Raw genomic sequence first — 15,861 nt, forward strand, 5'->3', positions numbered from 1 at the left:
GAGGCCGTAACATGAGTGATTTAACGACAAACACAGCTACAACCGAGGAGAATCAGTTTAGCGAAGTACGAACCAAAGCGAATCTTGCCAAAAAAAGTGCCGGGGTCATGAACCGCCTGACTACAGCACAGAAAAACGAAGCATTGCTTGCTATGGCTGAAGCTCTAGTAAATCATACTGAAGAGCTGATTGCAGCAAACCATAATGACCTGAAACATGGACGGGAATTGGGAACATCGGAATCACTGCTCGACCGCCTCACGCTGACCGAGGACCGAATCGGGGCAATTGCCGAAGGATTACGCCAAATTGTGGCACTACCTGACCCGGTCGGCGACACCCTTGAGCAAATTGAACGTCCAAACGGTCTGCGAATTGAGAAGATACGTGTGCCGCTGGGTGTCATCGGCATCATATATGAAGCGCGTCCAAATGTAACCGTGGATGCCGCGGGCCTGTGCTTGAAAACAGGTAATCCGGTTGTGCTACGCGGTGGTTCGGCCGCCCTCTTCTCCAACCGCAAGATTATCGAAGTACTCCAGCAGGCACTAGACGCAACAGCTGTGCCACGCGAGGCACTTCAACTTATTGAAGATTCAGACCGTGCCTCGGTCAACGAAATGCTCACCTTGAACGGCTTGCTGGATGTAATTATTCCACGTGGCGGGCGTTCACTCATTCAAAATGTTGTTCAGAACGCTACCGTACCTGTCATCGAAACCGGAGCAGGTGTGTGCCATACCTTTTTGGACGCTACAGCGGATGCAGCAATGGCCGAAGCGATTACACTGAATGCCAAGGTGCAAAGACCGTCCGTGTGTAACTCGATGGAAACATTGCTCGTACACTCGGATTATGCAAAAGCACACTTAACAGGATTGGCAGAACGCTTTCGTGATGCGGGGGTTGAGCTACGCGGCTGTGCACGCACACGAGAATTGGTTCCTTGGGCTGTTCCTGCCACAGAAGAGGACTATGGCACCGAGTATAATGATTACATTATGAACGTCAAGGTCGTGGACAATCTGGACGAAGTACTGGAGCACATTGCCCGTTACGGTACGATGCATTCTGAGTGTATTGTCACCGAGGACCAAGCCCATGTCGAGCGTTTTCTGCAAGAAGTGGACGCGGCAGCCGTGTACCACAATGCCTCTACCCGCTTCACGGATGGCTTTGAGTTCGGGTTTGGTGCCGAGATCGGAATCAGCACACAAAAATTACATGCCCGTGGTCCAATGGGATTGCCTGCCTTGACTTCAACCAAATATCGCGTTTACGGTACTGGACAAATCAGGGAATAATAACAAAAATCAATCCGTATCCTTGGAGGTTATGAATCTATGTGTGAATCACAAACGAAAGTTTTAATTAACGAGCAAATTACGTTTTTCGGGGCAGGATCAATGGCAGAGGCTATTATTCGTGGAATGACGGCTCGTTCTGTCGTTAAACGTAGTGGTATTACCGTTATCAACCGCAGTAATCAGGCTCGTCTTGAGGAACTCCAAAAGCAATATGGAGTCTTGTACCAAACCGAGGATGCCGCCAAAACCGAGCTTCTGCGTCGTTCTCCAGTCATTGTGCTTGCCATGAAGCCCAAGGATGCTGCACAAGCACTTGGACAGCTCGGCCCACTTCTGTCTGATGAGCAGCTGATCATATCGGTCATCGCTGGATTGTCCATTCGTACGATGCAAACCTTACTGGGTCGCAAGCAGCCGATCGCACGGACGATGCCCAATACATCCAGCTCGATTGGGCTGGGAGCTACAGGCATTAGCTTTTCCAAAGAGATCAGCGAAAACCAGCGTAAAAATGTGCTTACGATGTTCGAATCTGTAGGTACGGTGACGGTTATAGAGGAAGAGAAAATGGATGTTTTGACCGGGATATCTGGAAGCGGCCCTGCCTATGTCTACTATCTGATGGAAGCCATGATTGCCGGGGGAATTCGTGGTGGCTTGACCCCTGAGCAAGCGCACGAACTAACGGTGCAAACCGCGCTTGGAGCGGCACGCATGGTACAGCAAACCGGAGAGGAGCCTTCTGCCCTTCGCCACAAAATCATGTCTCCTAATGGCTCTACGGTAGCTGCATTGGAAATGCTGGACAAAGGTGACTTCTATGAAACGGTGATTGCGGCGGTGCAGCGGTGCGCTGAACGATCCCGCGAGATGGGAGCTGTACTCAAGGAGGGAATTGAATGAGCTATTGCTTGGCGACCTACCGGGTATACGATGACAAAGCCGATTTTAACCAAAAGGCCCAATCTATTGCCATCGGCATGACGGTGGGCAGCTGGACTGAGCTCCCGCAAGCCAAACGGGACGCGATGCAAAAGCATCTTGGCTCGGTTCATTCTGTGGATATTCACGATGGAGGTCCTGGTGAACGGTACGCCGACCTGACCATCGCTTACCCGGATGTCAACTTCAGCCGGGATATTCCCGCACTGCTGGTCACAGTCTTCGGCAAAATTTCGATGGACGGCCGAATTAAACTAACGAAGCTGGGTTTCTCGGAAGCCTTCCGCTCTGCTTTTCCCGGACCGAAATTCGGTATCAGCGGCTTGCGCGAGCAGCTCGGCGTGCATGATCGCCCTCTGCTCATGAGCATTTTCAAATCTGTGATTGGCCTCAATTTGGACGAACTTCGTGAACAGTTTACCCGGCAGGCTCTCGGCGGTGTCGATCTGATCAAGGATGACGAGATCTTGTTTGAAAATGCGCTGACACCAATTGAGAAACGAGTCGAAGCCTGCATCAAAGCTGCCGAAGCGGCTGAGCGCGAAACCGGTAAAAAGCTGCTGTATGCGGCTAATTTAACGGGGCCGACCTCGCAGCTTAAGACGCAAGCTCTCAAGGCCATCGACGCGGGTGCCAACGCGTTACTGTTTAACGTGTTGGCCTACGGTTACGATGTGCTGCATGAACTTAGCAGCGATCCCGCCGTCTCGGTGCCAATTGCTGCTCATCCTTCGTTGGCGGGAGCTGCTTATCCGTCGCCACATTATGGTATATCGGCGTCCGTTCTACTTGGTCAGCTTATGCGGCTGGCTGGCGCTGACCTCGTCCTCTTCCCTTCTCCCTACGGCTCAGTGACGATGCCGCGTGAGGAAAACATGGCGATCCGCGATGAACTGATCACCCCTGATCTACCGCTGAAGGCCAGCATGCCTGTCCCTTCCGCAGGGATTCACCCGGGCCTCGTGCCGTTAATTGTACGTGACTTTGGTACTGACGTTGTTGTCAACGCCGGGGGTGGGATTCACGGCCATCCGCTAGGTACAGAAGCCGGTGGGCGCGCCTTTGTGCAGGCGATTGAAGCCGTACAGCAGAATGTCCCGCTGGCAGAATACGCCCGTACTCACCCCGAGCTGCAATCTGCGCTTGACATATGGGGAGGTGAACGATGAGCACAGCAAAGAAGCCCGTCATTTTTTGCGATTTTGACGGGACAATTACGAACAGCGATAATATTGTCGCCATTATGAAGCATTTTCAGCCTGCAGGCTGTGAGCCCATCATGCATCAGATCGTAAATGGGCATACATCCATTCGTGAAGGCGTAGGTGCGATGTTCGCCTTGATGCCTTCGGAGCAAAAGGGCGAAATTATCTCATATGTACTTGGACAAGCTGGTATACGCGAGGGCTTTGCACGCTTTTTGGACTATGTACGGGAGCAGCAGATTGAATTTTTCGTTACCAGCGGCGGCATTGATTTTTTTATTGATCCATTGCTAAAACCATTCGATATTCCACACGACCACGTCTATTGCAACAAAGCAGATTTTTCCGAGGAGCGCATCCAGATTACGTGGCCGCATCCATGTGAGGAGCCGTGTACAAATGACTGCGGCATGTGTAAAACGACTGTGATTCGTCAATACTCTCCCGAACAATATGAACGGATTTTGATCGGCGACAGTCTGACCGATTTTGAAGGAGCTAAAATTGCCGATCTTGTGTACTCCCGTTCGCATCTGACTTTAAAGTGTCAAGAACTTGGCGTACCACATGTACCCTTTGAAACATTTGATGACATTATCGAGGATTTAAAGCAAAAACAGGAGCAAGGGGTGCTGTAAATGAGTTTTAACTTGGCAGACATTTCATTCGAGGAAAAACGCCGTTCGTTGGAAGAACTCGCTGATGTCAAGGAGCTATTCGCCTCTCGTAACTGGTTCCCAGGCACAAGCGGCAATCTGTCGATCCGAATCGGTGATTTTCATCCTGAACAATTTTATTTTGCAGTTACCGCCAGCGGCAAAGATAAAACCAAACGCACTCCTGAGGATTTTCTGTTCGTAGACCAATACGGAAAAGCAGCAGAAGCCACAAACCTCAAGCCAAGTGCAGAGACGCTCATCCATTGCGAAATTTACCGCCTGACAGGCTGTGGAGCAGTTTTTCATGTGCATACCGTGTTTAACAATCTGATTTCCGAATATTATGGTGAGCAAAGCGCTGTACCTATCCAAGGTATTGAGCTGATCAAGGCTTTTAACATTTGGGAAGAAAATGCTGCGATTGATATTCCTGTGCTGCCTAATTACGCGGATATTGCCTCGATTGCCAGGCTGGTGTCTGGTGTACTGAATGATCAGGTGCCTGGAATTTTATTGCGTAACCACGGCATTTATGCGTGGGGCCGTGATGTATTTGAGGCTAAAAAGCATTTGGAGGCGTTTGAATTTTTGTTTGAAACGACGTATCGCTCCCTGCTGCTGAAAACTTTGAAGTAAATAAACTCATAAGTCTCAAAGATGTGTATCATTATTAGTAAAAGCGGTTATTGAATATCGAGAACGGGGCCTGAGCGAAAAGCACGGTACGTTCTCTTTTTTATTAAAAAAGTTTCCTATCCTAGTGGTGACATAAAATCTTAGTTGAGGTGATATGGCTCTTCGGGTAAAAAATACGACAAATCATTGCAATTAATTTTTTTAAATGATAGAGCTCCTTTGAACTACATACCATTTATAATTACCAACTTTAAAATAAAGTTGTTGTCGTCAGATTTTGTACATACAACATACTATACTAAATCGATTGACGATGGAAATAGGTCATTAAGAAGTTCAATTTGGAAACTAAACGATGGTCAATGGCAAATGTTTTTTCATCAGGGAACTCCAACAAAATAGGGACTCATTTTAAACACTTGGCTCTCGAAACACCACAATAATATCAACATTCAGATTAAACATAGCCTTCATAAAGGAAATGTGATGAATAAGAATCCTTCCGATGTAAATTTAGGCGTGCTGTAAAAAAAGCGCCCCCCTATTGGGGACGCTCCAGCGTGAATTGCTCTCCTAGCTTCGCATAATTGTTCCCAGCCAACCGACTTACTGGACGCAACTCCTTAGCAATCACATACGTATTTTGGTACGCTTCCTCGGATAAATGATACTGCACTACGCGTCCGATTAACAGATCACAAGCAGGTGTGTCCTCCTTGCCTCCTAGCGGTATCACCTGTTCCAGAATACATTCCATGCGTATTTTCGCTTCTGTCACACCGGGAACTGCGATTTTTGTACTTTTTATCGGGGTAAGGCCTGCCAGTGTAACCTCACTCTCCTGCGGCGACAGACGGGAAGCCGTCACATTCACCGTTCCCACATTGTCCTCGTCTGTGATATGTACGACAAAAGCTTTATGCTCCATCGCATTACGTGCTGTATCTTTGGATACTCCATCGACACGTTGTACGGATACAGACAGCAGTGGCGGCTCGGAGGCAACGATGGAAAAATAACTGAACGGCGCACCATTCAGCACCCCTTCGCTGCTCAAAGTCGTTACAAAGGCTACCGGCCTTGGGATAATACTTCCGGTCAACAGCTTATAATTTTCACGCCCTGTAAGCGTATCAGGATTCAACGAAATCATTTTTCTCCCTCATTTCCGATCACAATCGCTATTCGACTGCACACCATCAAGTTTCGCCTGATAAGCAAATGCACCATTAGTTAGCGACATGGATGACATCTCAGGCTTCCTTTTCAGTATCGCGTGAATGATACAAAATGTAAAGTTGGAGCCGGAAAATCTCCCTATTTTTCAATTATATTTCCTCGGCTATCGCGCACAGTAACCGTAATTCCCTCAGGTACAGCAATCGTAACATCAAGCTGCTGCTGAGTCTGCATGAACCGTGTCGGAATTTGACCCAGTAATACATACAAGGTATCGCCGATTTGCTTGGTCTGATATAAATCTTGACCCTTTATTTCGTCCTCTTTGCCTGTGTATACATAACTTCCGAACACATGCACTTCCGGTGAGGTGGTTGCGTCAATTTTGACCGCATAAGGATCTTCTCCCTGTACAATCACTTTGTTCACTTCGGCAGGCAGTTTTTCATGCCAGTCTGGGAGAACCCTTGTTTCCTGAACCGAACTCATTATTTCTCTGACTTGCGGAGTGATCCCCAATGAACTGACCAAGGCAAATCCGATACAGCAAAAAACCAATACCGCCGTAATAAACATACTGAATACATCATAACGAATACGCTCACGCGTCCCCTTCCAAGCAGTATACATTAAAATTTCCAAACCCAGCAAAACAAAAACGACAGGCCACCAGGTCAAAGCCTGGTCCAGTATGCCCGCTCCCCAAAACTTGGAGGCAAACGTTATGCTCCCCAGCAGGACGAGGAAAAGTCCCATGGACAGCCTTCCGACTTTCCACACCCCTGCCGGAGCGTTTGACGCTTTAGAGGAATTATTTTTGTTAGATGATGTACCCAATATACCTGTGGAGCCTCCTCCATCGCTCTGAGGATGATGGGCTCCCTTAAAGGGAGCCTCACTCTTTGAAAATTCAGTATCCATTCTATTGCTTCTCCTTTACTCGTTTAGATTTGGAATTCCCGATCATCATCCAAATACCACCGCCAATTAACAATAAGGATACGATAATCGTCCGTAGATACATGTCAACCAAATTATAAATCTCTCCATTCGGAAACAGACGATCCAGAGTAGGAACTAGTACGTTGATTAAGATGTAATAGGCGCCCAGCAATAGCAACCCCAAGCCTACCCAGCGGTGATATTGTGCAAACATACCGATCACAGGCTTATCGATCAGCGGCTCCCGTCCATAACAGCTTACTTGCTGCAACGCATCAAAAAAGCTATAAAACCAGACCACCGGAATCAGGAACAAAAAAAGTGAAAGATGCAGCACGTCCAGTACATAGATGCCTCCTAAAAACAGAAGCATGAGCTGGAGTCCACGCTTTTGCATACCGATATACATATGTCCAGCACCGGGAAATACCGATAAAATGGTAGCCAGCATTTTACTCCGCCGTCCCTCGACTCTTCCATATTCCAGCTCCTCAAACAAAGTACGGTCCTGAAGCATTTCTCCCGCTTGTTTGCGATGTACATGCTGCACCGCATCAAACATGCAATACAGCCAAATGATCGGTAACACGCCCGCAAACGCCAAAAATCCGGATTCGTTTGTAATGCTGGTAATAAAAACGAGGATCGCTCCAAAGCCAAAGAAAGATAGCAGAAAAGACAAACCACGCTGCATCAGCCCCAAATGAAGGTGTCCCAATCCAGGAATGAACGACAGCAAAATCGTAAAAAAGCGTTCATTGTCCGATCCCTTTTGAAAAGCTGGTGATCCTGCCATACCATGGTGTCCTTGTTGATAATAGTTATAGCCCGGACCATATCCCATTCCTGCTCCCGGCGCATCCGTATCTGAGTGTGTTGCCTCCTCCGGTACCTCTCCTGTTAAACCAGCCTGTCCATAAGGTCCGCTTTGCGAGTAAAAACCATATGGGTTGGGTCCTGCATGAGGAGGATATGGAACAGCAACTGCACGAGGATCATAACGCAACAAGCTAATGATGATATGCAGCATACTCAGCCCCCATAAAAGGGCAGCAATAAACAAACTCACCACAAAAGGCGCTCCGTCACTTGCTATCACTGAAAAAAATATTCCTCCTGCCAGACATCCGAAAAACAAAATGGTGTATACAAACGCGTTGGCTTTTCTGGTCCAGTAATAGTGTCCCACACCGGGAATGATGTTCAATAGAAATGCCAAGAGCTTGCTTCTTTCCGTATAAGGCATCGCTACACTTCCTTTCTATTTATGGAATTTTAATGAAGTCCCCATCTGAAGGTTGTTGTTTTTGAGTTTTTTATCTCACCCTTTATCCGAAGATTTAGGGCTTTAATTTATCGAGCCAGGTCGTGGTAGCTCGCATGACCTCTTCACTGTAAGAGACGCGTTCTTTTGGAGGAATCGGCTTTCCGTCTGTTTGCGGCATCATTTTGTCAAAGGCTCCACTGGACAACAAGATCAACGTTAGGCTTGCGGCGACAACATAGTGAAACACAGGTTTTTCAAACCAGCGGCGTTTTTTGAACATAACCTGACTCGGTTCAGCTTCTAGCTCGGGAAGAACGGCCATTACCTGATCTGTGAAGCGCTCCGTATCCATCCAGGCAGAATAATCTTTCAAAGTTGACTCCATTTGTTCCAGTGCAACAAGATATAGCATCAGCGCCTGTTCGTCTTCCAGCAGGATCTTTTCCAGCCGGGCAGATTCCTCTATCGTGCAAGTTCCTGCAATGTAAGCATGCCAGTCATTCGATTTCCCTTCAATCCACGGTTTATCCTGTTGGTCAGTCATTGCCATTCCTCCTCCTTCCAGTGGTTTCGAATCCATAGTCGCGCCCGGTAGAGTCTCGACTCTACCGTTTTTAAAGCTACCTGCGTCTCTTCTGCAATTTGGTCGTAGGTTTTGCCCTGCATATAGTAGGCTTGAATAATATCCCGATGTTGCTGGGGCAACTGAGCGATTTTTTGCGATAGTTCTTTAATTTGCTCCTCGCGGATGAGACGAGCCAGCACATCCTCATCCCGGGAAGGGAGCTGTACAAGGGATTGTGCGACGTCTATTAGCTCTGCGGGGCGTCTGTCCTGTTTGCGCTTAATATCCAGCGCTTTGTGGAGCGCAATTCGGCTCAGCCACGTTTTAAAACCTTCGTTCCGGTACTGGGGGAGAGACTTGTACACCTGAACGAATGCCTCCTGCGCGGCATCTTCTGCTTCCTTGCTGTCATGCAGCACCGAATAGGCGATATGAAATACATGCTTGCTGTACAGCTCTACGATCTCACGGAACGCCTGCCGGTCACCAGACCGTATTCGTTCAATGATTCTCTCTATATCAATGACGCTCTCCCCCTTCCCAATACTATAGACGCCAGGAAATTTCCTTCCCCTGCATATTTCGAAAAAATAATTTAAAAAGGACACACCCTCCTGATGGAATGGTGTGTCCTCTATCATTAAAGCTATTTAGACCGATACATTAATTGCGTCCGCCACCACGGAATCGCTGGGCGTATTCTTTGGCATCCTGTGCATTACGGACACGGTTTCGGCTCCACTCCAGCAAAATACGGTCTATATACCGGAAATGTACCTTCCCTGCAAATACCGCTTCCTTCAAAGCCAGCAAAATAAGCTCCTCGGGATACCGATCCTGATCCACCCAGCTGGTGATCGTCTCGTATTCCATCGGTGATAATGGTCGTCCGAATTCTTTCTCGAAAATCGTGAACAAATTCCGTTCTTCTGTAAGCGGGGATTCCGATATTCCATTCAGTAAATCCGGCTTTCCGGCAAACAAAATGTCATCTTCATCAGGCTGCTCGTTACGTTCGGCGATCATACATTCTGCCAACTTACGATACAGCCCCGTCAGATTGTAACGTTCGAATTGTACGGATGAACTACGGTCTTCTACGGAATCGATTCTCAAAAATCCTTCTTTCATGAGCTTGCTGAAATAGAGCGCGATTTCGTTCGCAGTGCATCCGATACGGGCCTGCAATTGCTCCCATGTCGGAAACTCATTACGTTCCGCTTGTTTAAAGGCAAGCAACTGCATCAGTAGCAGCATTTCGCCATCTGCCAGCCGAAGTGTTCGATAATGCTTGAGCAGGGCGTAGGGAATCTGGACCATTCCGGCTTCCATAGCAAAGGCTACTCCCTCCGCCCATTCTGCCGCTGATGTCTTGTCGAATGATCCGGTCATCGGTTACGGATACAAACGATACAGCATACGTGGGAACGGAATCGTTTCACGTACATGATCGAGTCCACAAATCCATGCTACTGTACGCTCCAGGCCCAGTCCAAAACCAGAATGCGGAACGGTACCATAGGTGCGCAGATCCATATACCATTGGTAGGCTTCACGAGCCAAGTTATGCTCGTTAAAACGTTCTTCCATCAATGCTGGATCATCAATCCGTTGGGAACCCCCGATAATTTCGCCGTAGCCTTCAGGAGCGATCATATCGGCACACAGAACAACCTCTGGACGGGTCGGGTCTGGTTTCATATAGAATGCCTTAATGTGTGTCGGCCAATGTGTAATAAACACAGGCTTGTTATATCTTTCGGCAATCGCCGTTTCATGAGGAGCACCAAAGTCTTCCCCCCATGGGATATCGAAACCTTCACCTTGAAGGAAGGCAATCGCCTCATCATACGTAATACGTGGGAATTCGCCTTGAATTTGCTCCAGCTTCGAAACATCGCGTCCGATAGTTTCAAGCTCCTTCGCACAATTTTTCAGAACAGATTGCACGATATGGCTTACAAACTGCTCCTGTACGCGCAAGGATTCTTCATGATCCACAAAAGCCATCTCAGGTTCGATCATCCAGAACTCAATCAGGTGACGACGTGTTTTGGATTTTTCTGCACGGAAAGTTGGACCAAAGGAATACACTTTGCCCAGCGCCATTGCCGCGGCTTCCATATACAACTGTCCGCTTTGTGTCAAATACGCATCTTCATCAAAATATTTAATGTGGAACAACTCTGTTGTGCCTTCTGCAGAGGAAGGAGTCAAAATGGGTGGGTCCACCTTCGTAAAGCCGTTGCCGTTAAAGAATTCCTGTACAGCACGGATAATTTCCGCCCGTACGATCAGAACAGCACGTTGCTTGGCGGAACGCAACCACAAGTGACGATGATCCATCAGGAAATCTACACCGTGCTCTTTGGGTGTAATCGGGTAGTTTTCGGTCAAATGAATAATCTCAATGCCTGTAACCGTTAATTCAAAGCCCGATTGGCTACGCGGTTCTTCACGCACCACTCCAGTAACGTAAAGGGAGCTCTCTTGAGTCAAGGATTTGGCGTCATTCCAAATATCCTCGGACACTTCGCTTTTCACGATAACCCCTTGAATATACCCGCTACCATCGCGCAGTTGCAGGAACTGAATTTTACCACTAGATCGTTTATTGTTTACCCAAGCGCCGATTGTAACCGTTTCCCCTACATGGCGACCCACTTGGGCAATCGTACTTTTATTCGTCATGACCGTCTCTCTCCTCTTAACCGAAAATCAAACAGCCCTTCCCCCTGGGTCAGGCTGTTTGCTCTCGCTGTTTGGTGCATGCGGAACTCAAACAATAGTCCACATGCATAAAGTTTACACTTTCGAACCGAACTACTGAACCAGACGGAACGTGTCGCGGGCAATAACCAGTTCTTCGTTCGTTGGAATGATCAGTACTTCTACCTTTGAATTTGCAGTTGTAATCCGGCGAGGCTCGCCAGAACGAATAGCATTCAACGATTCATCCAGCTCGACACCGAGGAATGTCAATTGCTCCAACACTCTCTTACGGAGAACGATGGAGTTCTCGCCTACACCTGCTGTAAATGCAATTACGTCTACCCCGTTCATTGCGGCAGCATACGATCCAATGTATTTGCGCAGACGGTATTCATACATCTCAAATGCCAATGTAGAATTAGCTTCGCCTTTTTCCATACCTTCTGTGATTTCACGCATGTCACTGCTGATACCGGAGATAGCTAAAAGTCCACTATGCTTGTTCAGCATGGAATTGACTTCATTGACAGTCAATTCTTCTTTGTTCATGACATAAGGTACAATTGCTGGGTCCAAATCACCACTACGAGTACCCATCATAAGGCCTTCCAGTGGAGTCATCCCCATGGAAGTATCAACAGACAAACCGCCTTGAACTGCTGTTACACTACCACCATTACCGATATGACAAGTGATAATCTTCAGGTCTTCCAAAGGACGACCAAGGAATTTGGCTGCTTCCTTACTCACAAAATCATGAGAAGTACCGTGGGCACCGTAACGACGAACCTTGTACTTATTGTACAACACTCTTGGAATGGCGTACATATAAGCTTTTTCAGGCATGGTTTGATGGAACGAGGTATCGAATACTACAACCTGCGGTACATCTGGCATATTCAATTCAGCCGCTTTAATCCCCATCATGGAAGCGGGATTATGCAGTGGCGCCAGGTCAAACAAGCGGCGGATTTCACTCTTCGCTTCAGGCGTTACAACTGCTGACTGTTTGAAGATTTCGCCTCCATGAACCACACGGTGGCCCACAGCCTGAATTTCACTAGTACTGGAGATTACACCATGTTCAGCATTTGTGAGTGCGTTCAGCACTTTACGGATGGCTGTAGTATGCTCCAGAATTTCGCTAACTTCAGTGTATTCTTCTTTATTGGTTGGCTTATGCGTCAGAATGGAGGAATCCATACCGATACGCTCTACCAAACCTTTGGCCAGAACGGACTCGTCCGTCATATCATACAATTGGTATTTTAGGGAAGAACTCCCTGCATTAATTACGAGAATTTTCATATCCGGTCACCATCCTTGTCGTACTTAAAGAAGCCTTCGCCCGATTTCACGCCCAGATTACCTGCACGCACCATTTTCTTCAGTACGATGGACGGACGATATTTCAATTCGCCGAATTCACGGAACATACGCTCCAGAGCAGCCAAAACGGAATCCAGACCAAAGCGGTCAGCCATTTCCAAAGGACCGCTTTGGAAGCTGTAGCCGATTCGCATAGCGTCGTCGATATCATCAGCGGAAGCTACGCCCTCTTGCAGTACATGAGCCGCTTCGTTAATCAACAGACAGATTATCCGGCTTGTTACGAATCCAGGAGATTCGTAAATCATGACTCCTTTTTTCTCCACTATTTCTTCCACAAACATCTTAGTGTTTTCAAATGTATCGTCCGAAGTTTTCAAACCACGAATAATTTCTACAAGATCAATGCGGGATACTGGATAAATAAAGTGCATACCAATAACACGCTCAGGATACTTGGTCGAGCTGGCAAGCTCGGTCAGGCTCAGCGTGGATGTATTACTTGCAAGAATAATATTGCTTGGACACACATAGTCTAGCTCTTGGAACACTGCTTTCTTCTCGTCCAGATTCTCTGTAATCGTCTCAATGACCATATCGCAGCTGCCGAGCTCCGCCAAATGGATTACTTTTTGAATACGGGATAAGATCAATTTTTTCTCAGCTTGAGTAATTGCCCACTTTTCCAGTTGTTTGTCCAGACTCGTTTCAATCATATTGTAGGCGTAGTCTAGTTTCTCTGGTGTCTGCTCTACCAGCAGCACATCGATTCCTTTGGACGCGAGCATTTCAGAAATCCCCTGTCCCATGGTGCCGCCGCCGATGACGCCGATTTTTTTGAATTGCATGATTCTTTACTCCACCCTTTCCTGGTCACTCTCATATATTGTATCCTTCTTTGTCGAAAAATACATGTTTATGTCCCAATAGATAATAATATCTTAGCACGGACTAAAAGTAAAAAAAAATAACCAGCATAAAAAATCATGCTGGTAATAAAGCATTTTCACTAAATTGACATCTAAATTGGTCTCCAGACAAAGTTTCCTCCTTCATCAGGATGTCAAGTGAGTTGTCGAACACAGGACGATGCTTTTCCAGCAGTTCCAAAGTTCGGGTATGCAGGTCAGCCATAATCTCGCCATTTTCCCGCATGAGTTCTTCTTTCGTTACCATTTCCATGTTAATAATGCCAAGTGAAGTCAAACCGGAAGTCATCATCGTATGAACGATGTTCAGTGCTTGCTCAAAATCATTACTAGAGCCGGTACTTCGACCGCCATAGTACATTTCTTCTGCCGCAGCCCCTGCGAGCGAGATCATAATCTGCTCCTCCAGGTACTGCTTGGTGTATAAATACTGCTCTTGCTGTGGATTGTGACGCACATACCCAAGCGCTTTCCCACGTGGGCTAAGTGCTACCTGGCTTACGCTACCAGGACGAACAATTTCGGCCATAATAGCATGTCCTAGTTCATGAATCGCTACACGTTTTTTCTCTTCCAAGGTCGATTCTCGATCTGTCTTTTCACCCATCATCACTTTGTCAATTGCCATCGACAGATGTTTCTGTGCAATCATTTTCTGATCCTGTCTCATTGCATAGATTGCCGCTTCATTCATTACGCTCTCCAGCTGTGCGCCAGAAAACCCATAAGATTCCTCAGCAATTTTATCCAGATTCGCATCTTCCTGAATCGGTTTGTTTTTGGCATGAATTTTGAGAATATGAAGACGGCCCTTCTTATCAGGCAAATCCACTTGAATATGACGGTCAAAACGCCCTGGACGCGTTAAGGCGCTGTCCAGCATTTCTTTACGGTTTGTTGCCGCAATGATCAAAATCCGCGGTGTATCTACCGAATAAATACCATCCATTTCTGTCAGCAACTGATTCAAAGTCTGATCATATTCTCGTTGCTGTCCACCCTCACGTTTACCACCAATAACGTCGATTTCGTCAATAAAAATAATTGCATTTTCCTTCTTTTCCTTGGCTGCACGAGTACGTGCCTCCCGGAACAACTCACGCACACGACCTGCTCCAACACCAACGTACATTTCAACAAATTCACTACCTGAGGCTGCAACAAAAACAGAATTAGTATAGTGTGCCGCTGCCTTAGCCATCAGTGTTTTTCCTGTTCCCGGAGGACCTGTGAGCAAAACGCCTTTTAATGGACGGATACCAAACTTGGAGATTTCATCATGTCGATTCAAAAAATCCAAGGCCTCACGCAGCTCCTGCTTAGCGCTTTCTTGCCCACCGATTTCCTCAAAAGTCAGCTTGTCCGGACCATTTTTTTTACGTTTACGTTCTTGCCCAGCACCTACGGCCAAGCCCCCACGAGCATGCATGAGCATTAACAAGCCGCTGAACATCACACCAGCAACTAGAAGAGGGATAATGTTTACCCCAATAAAAACGAGAAATATAATGGTTACAGGCACAATGCCGATTAATATTTCCTTGATCCATCTAGGCATTAGGCCATACCCCCATTTGCTGAGATTGACGTGGCAAAACGATAAACTTGGTCGCTTTCCCTTCGCTGAGTCGGATATAGACATTGTTCGAATCCATGTCGGTATCAGCTTTGATACCCGTCTTTTTCTTTTTCATATGCTCAACTGTAGATGAAATTTGAGTATACTTTCTATTTTCCATCGCTTCGGCTACAGGAAACATAGCCTCAGACCACCATTGATTCAGTGCTGAATTGGAACGGTCTGCAATATCGAGCTTAATGGTGCGGCTGCCAATGATGGATTGTCCTTTTTGCTTAACTACATCGACCAATCCGGCCACATCCGCCTGCGGTTTGAGATCTAGTTTCAATACAACCCGATCCTGTTTAATATCTATTTGAGCGCTTGTCACGCCTGGATATTGAGAAACCAGTTTTTCCAGAGGACTTTGCATTGTAACCTGACGGTAAATGAACCATCCCCCAAATAGCAGCAAAGCTGCCAAAACTGCCGCCACAACGATAGGAACTGCACGCAATTTCAAACAACATCCTCCTCTCAAAATGTAAAACTCAGAAGAAACGGGACGAATGTCAACAAACAACCAAATTGCATGATCTTACAGTGATCAGCAATTCTTTTTTCTATC

The 15,861-nt window shown here is 47.0% G+C and carries 16 protein-coding genes and 1 pseudogene; 6 read left to right on the forward strand and 11 right to left on the reverse strand.

All coding sequences use genetic code 11. The features are described from left to right. The first annotated feature begins 11 nt into the window (after positions 1-11). From G9G53_RS08640 to G9G53_RS26815, 6 genes and pseudogenes are all read left to right on the forward strand, one after another. The gene (locus tag G9G53_RS08640; protein ID WP_165146865.1) at positions 12-1,304 is read left to right on the forward strand and encodes a glutamate-5-semialdehyde dehydrogenase; all 1,293 of its coding nucleotides are present in this window, start codon (positions 12-14) and stop codon (positions 1,302-1,304) included. A 39-nt stretch (positions 1,305-1,343) separates the two neighbouring features. Then, positions 1,344-2,210 carry a pyrroline-5-carboxylate reductase gene (gene proC / locus G9G53_RS08645; protein WP_029517386.1) on the forward strand — a complete coding sequence of 289 codons (867 nt, stop codon included), beginning with the start codon at positions 1,344-1,346 and terminating at the stop codon, positions 2,208-2,210. After that, positions 2,207-3,418, forward strand: a complete 1,212-nt coding sequence (locus tag G9G53_RS08650; protein ID WP_165146885.1) for a 2,3-diketo-5-methylthiopentyl-1-phosphate enolase — start codon at positions 2,207-2,209, stop codon at positions 3,416-3,418. Before proC ends, G9G53_RS08650 begins: the two co-directional genes overlap by 4 nt. After that, on the forward strand, positions 3,415-4,092 hold the full coding sequence (locus G9G53_RS08655) for a 2-hydroxy-3-keto-5-methylthiopentenyl-1-phosphate phosphatase (protein ID WP_029517384.1): 678 nt from the start codon (positions 3,415-3,417) through the stop codon (positions 4,090-4,092). The genes G9G53_RS08650 and G9G53_RS08655 overlap by 4 nt, the downstream gene beginning before the upstream one ends. After that, positions 4,093-4,749, forward strand: a complete 657-nt coding sequence (locus G9G53_RS08660; protein ID WP_165146907.1) for a methylthioribulose 1-phosphate dehydratase — start codon at positions 4,093-4,095, stop codon at positions 4,747-4,749. It abuts the gene before it with no gap. A gap of 168 nt (positions 4,750-4,917) precedes the next feature. Beyond that, positions 4,918-5,151, forward strand: a pseudogene (locus G9G53_RS26815) (DUF4440 domain-containing protein); the annotation flags it as partial. Between the two features lie 139 nt (positions 5,152-5,290). On the opposite strand, the gene G9G53_RS08665 reads toward G9G53_RS26815, so the two are convergent. From G9G53_RS08665 to G9G53_RS08715, 11 genes are all read right to left on the reverse strand, one after another. Continuing rightward, complete coding sequence (locus tag G9G53_RS08665) at positions 5,291-5,902, reverse strand: flavin reductase family protein (RefSeq protein WP_165146910.1); 612 nt, start codon at positions 5,900-5,902, stop codon at positions 5,291-5,293. Between the two features lie 164 nt (positions 5,903-6,066). Continuing rightward, positions 6,067-6,849 (reverse strand): hypothetical protein, encoded by a 783-nt coding sequence (locus tag G9G53_RS08670; RefSeq protein WP_165146913.1) that lies wholly within the window; start codon positions 6,847-6,849, stop codon positions 6,067-6,069. Between the two features lies 1 nt (position 6,850). Continuing rightward, positions 6,851-8,116: a multi-tm2 domain protein gene (locus G9G53_RS08675; RefSeq protein WP_165146916.1), complete on the reverse strand. Its 1,266-nt coding sequence runs from the start codon at positions 8,114-8,116 to the stop codon at positions 6,851-6,853. Positions 8,117-8,210: 94 nt separating this feature from the next. Beyond that, the gene (locus G9G53_RS08680) at positions 8,211-8,681 is read right to left on the reverse strand and encodes a hypothetical protein (RefSeq protein WP_165146919.1); all 471 of its coding nucleotides are present in this window, start codon (positions 8,679-8,681) and stop codon (positions 8,211-8,213) included. Beyond that, entirely contained in the window at positions 8,678-9,310 is a 633-nt protein-coding gene (locus tag G9G53_RS08685) for an RNA polymerase sigma factor (protein WP_274597660.1), read from the reverse strand. The genes G9G53_RS08680 and G9G53_RS08685 overlap by 4 nt, the downstream gene beginning before the upstream one ends. 55 nt (positions 9,311-9,365) lie before the next feature. Further along, the gene (locus G9G53_RS08690; protein WP_039271126.1) at positions 9,366-10,094 is read right to left on the reverse strand and encodes a DnaD domain-containing protein; all 729 of its coding nucleotides are present in this window, start codon (positions 10,092-10,094) and stop codon (positions 9,366-9,368) included. A 3-nt stretch (positions 10,095-10,097) separates the two neighbouring features. Continuing rightward, positions 10,098-11,393, reverse strand: coding sequence for an asparagine--tRNA ligase (asnS, locus tag G9G53_RS08695; protein ID WP_013310674.1), 1,296 nt, complete (start codon positions 11,391-11,393; stop codon positions 10,098-10,100). A 132-nt stretch (positions 11,394-11,525) separates the two neighbouring features. Further along, a complete protein-coding gene (locus G9G53_RS08700; protein WP_165146925.1) occupies positions 11,526-12,722 on the reverse strand; it encodes an acetate/propionate family kinase in 1,197 nt (398 codons plus the stop codon). Then, entirely contained in the window at positions 12,719-13,591 is an 873-nt protein-coding gene (locus tag G9G53_RS08705) for a 3-hydroxyacyl-CoA dehydrogenase family protein (protein ID WP_165146928.1), read from the reverse strand. The genes G9G53_RS08700 and G9G53_RS08705 overlap by 4 nt, the downstream gene beginning before the upstream one ends. 136 nt (positions 13,592-13,727) lie before the next feature. After that, positions 13,728-15,230 carry an AAA family ATPase gene (locus G9G53_RS08710; RefSeq protein WP_165146932.1) on the reverse strand — a complete coding sequence of 501 codons (1,503 nt, stop codon included), beginning with the start codon at positions 15,228-15,230 and terminating at the stop codon, positions 13,728-13,730. Beyond that, positions 15,223-15,756 (reverse strand): hypothetical protein, encoded by a 534-nt coding sequence (locus tag G9G53_RS08715; RefSeq protein ID WP_165146935.1) that lies wholly within the window; start codon positions 15,754-15,756, stop codon positions 15,223-15,225. The genes G9G53_RS08710 and G9G53_RS08715 overlap by 8 nt, the downstream gene beginning before the upstream one ends. Positions 15,757-15,861: the final 105 nt, after the last annotated feature.

This window comes from Paenibacillus sp. EKM206P, from assembly GCF_011066155.1.
GTDB lineage: Bacteria > Bacillota > Bacilli > Paenibacillales > Paenibacillaceae > Paenibacillus > Paenibacillus polymyxa_D.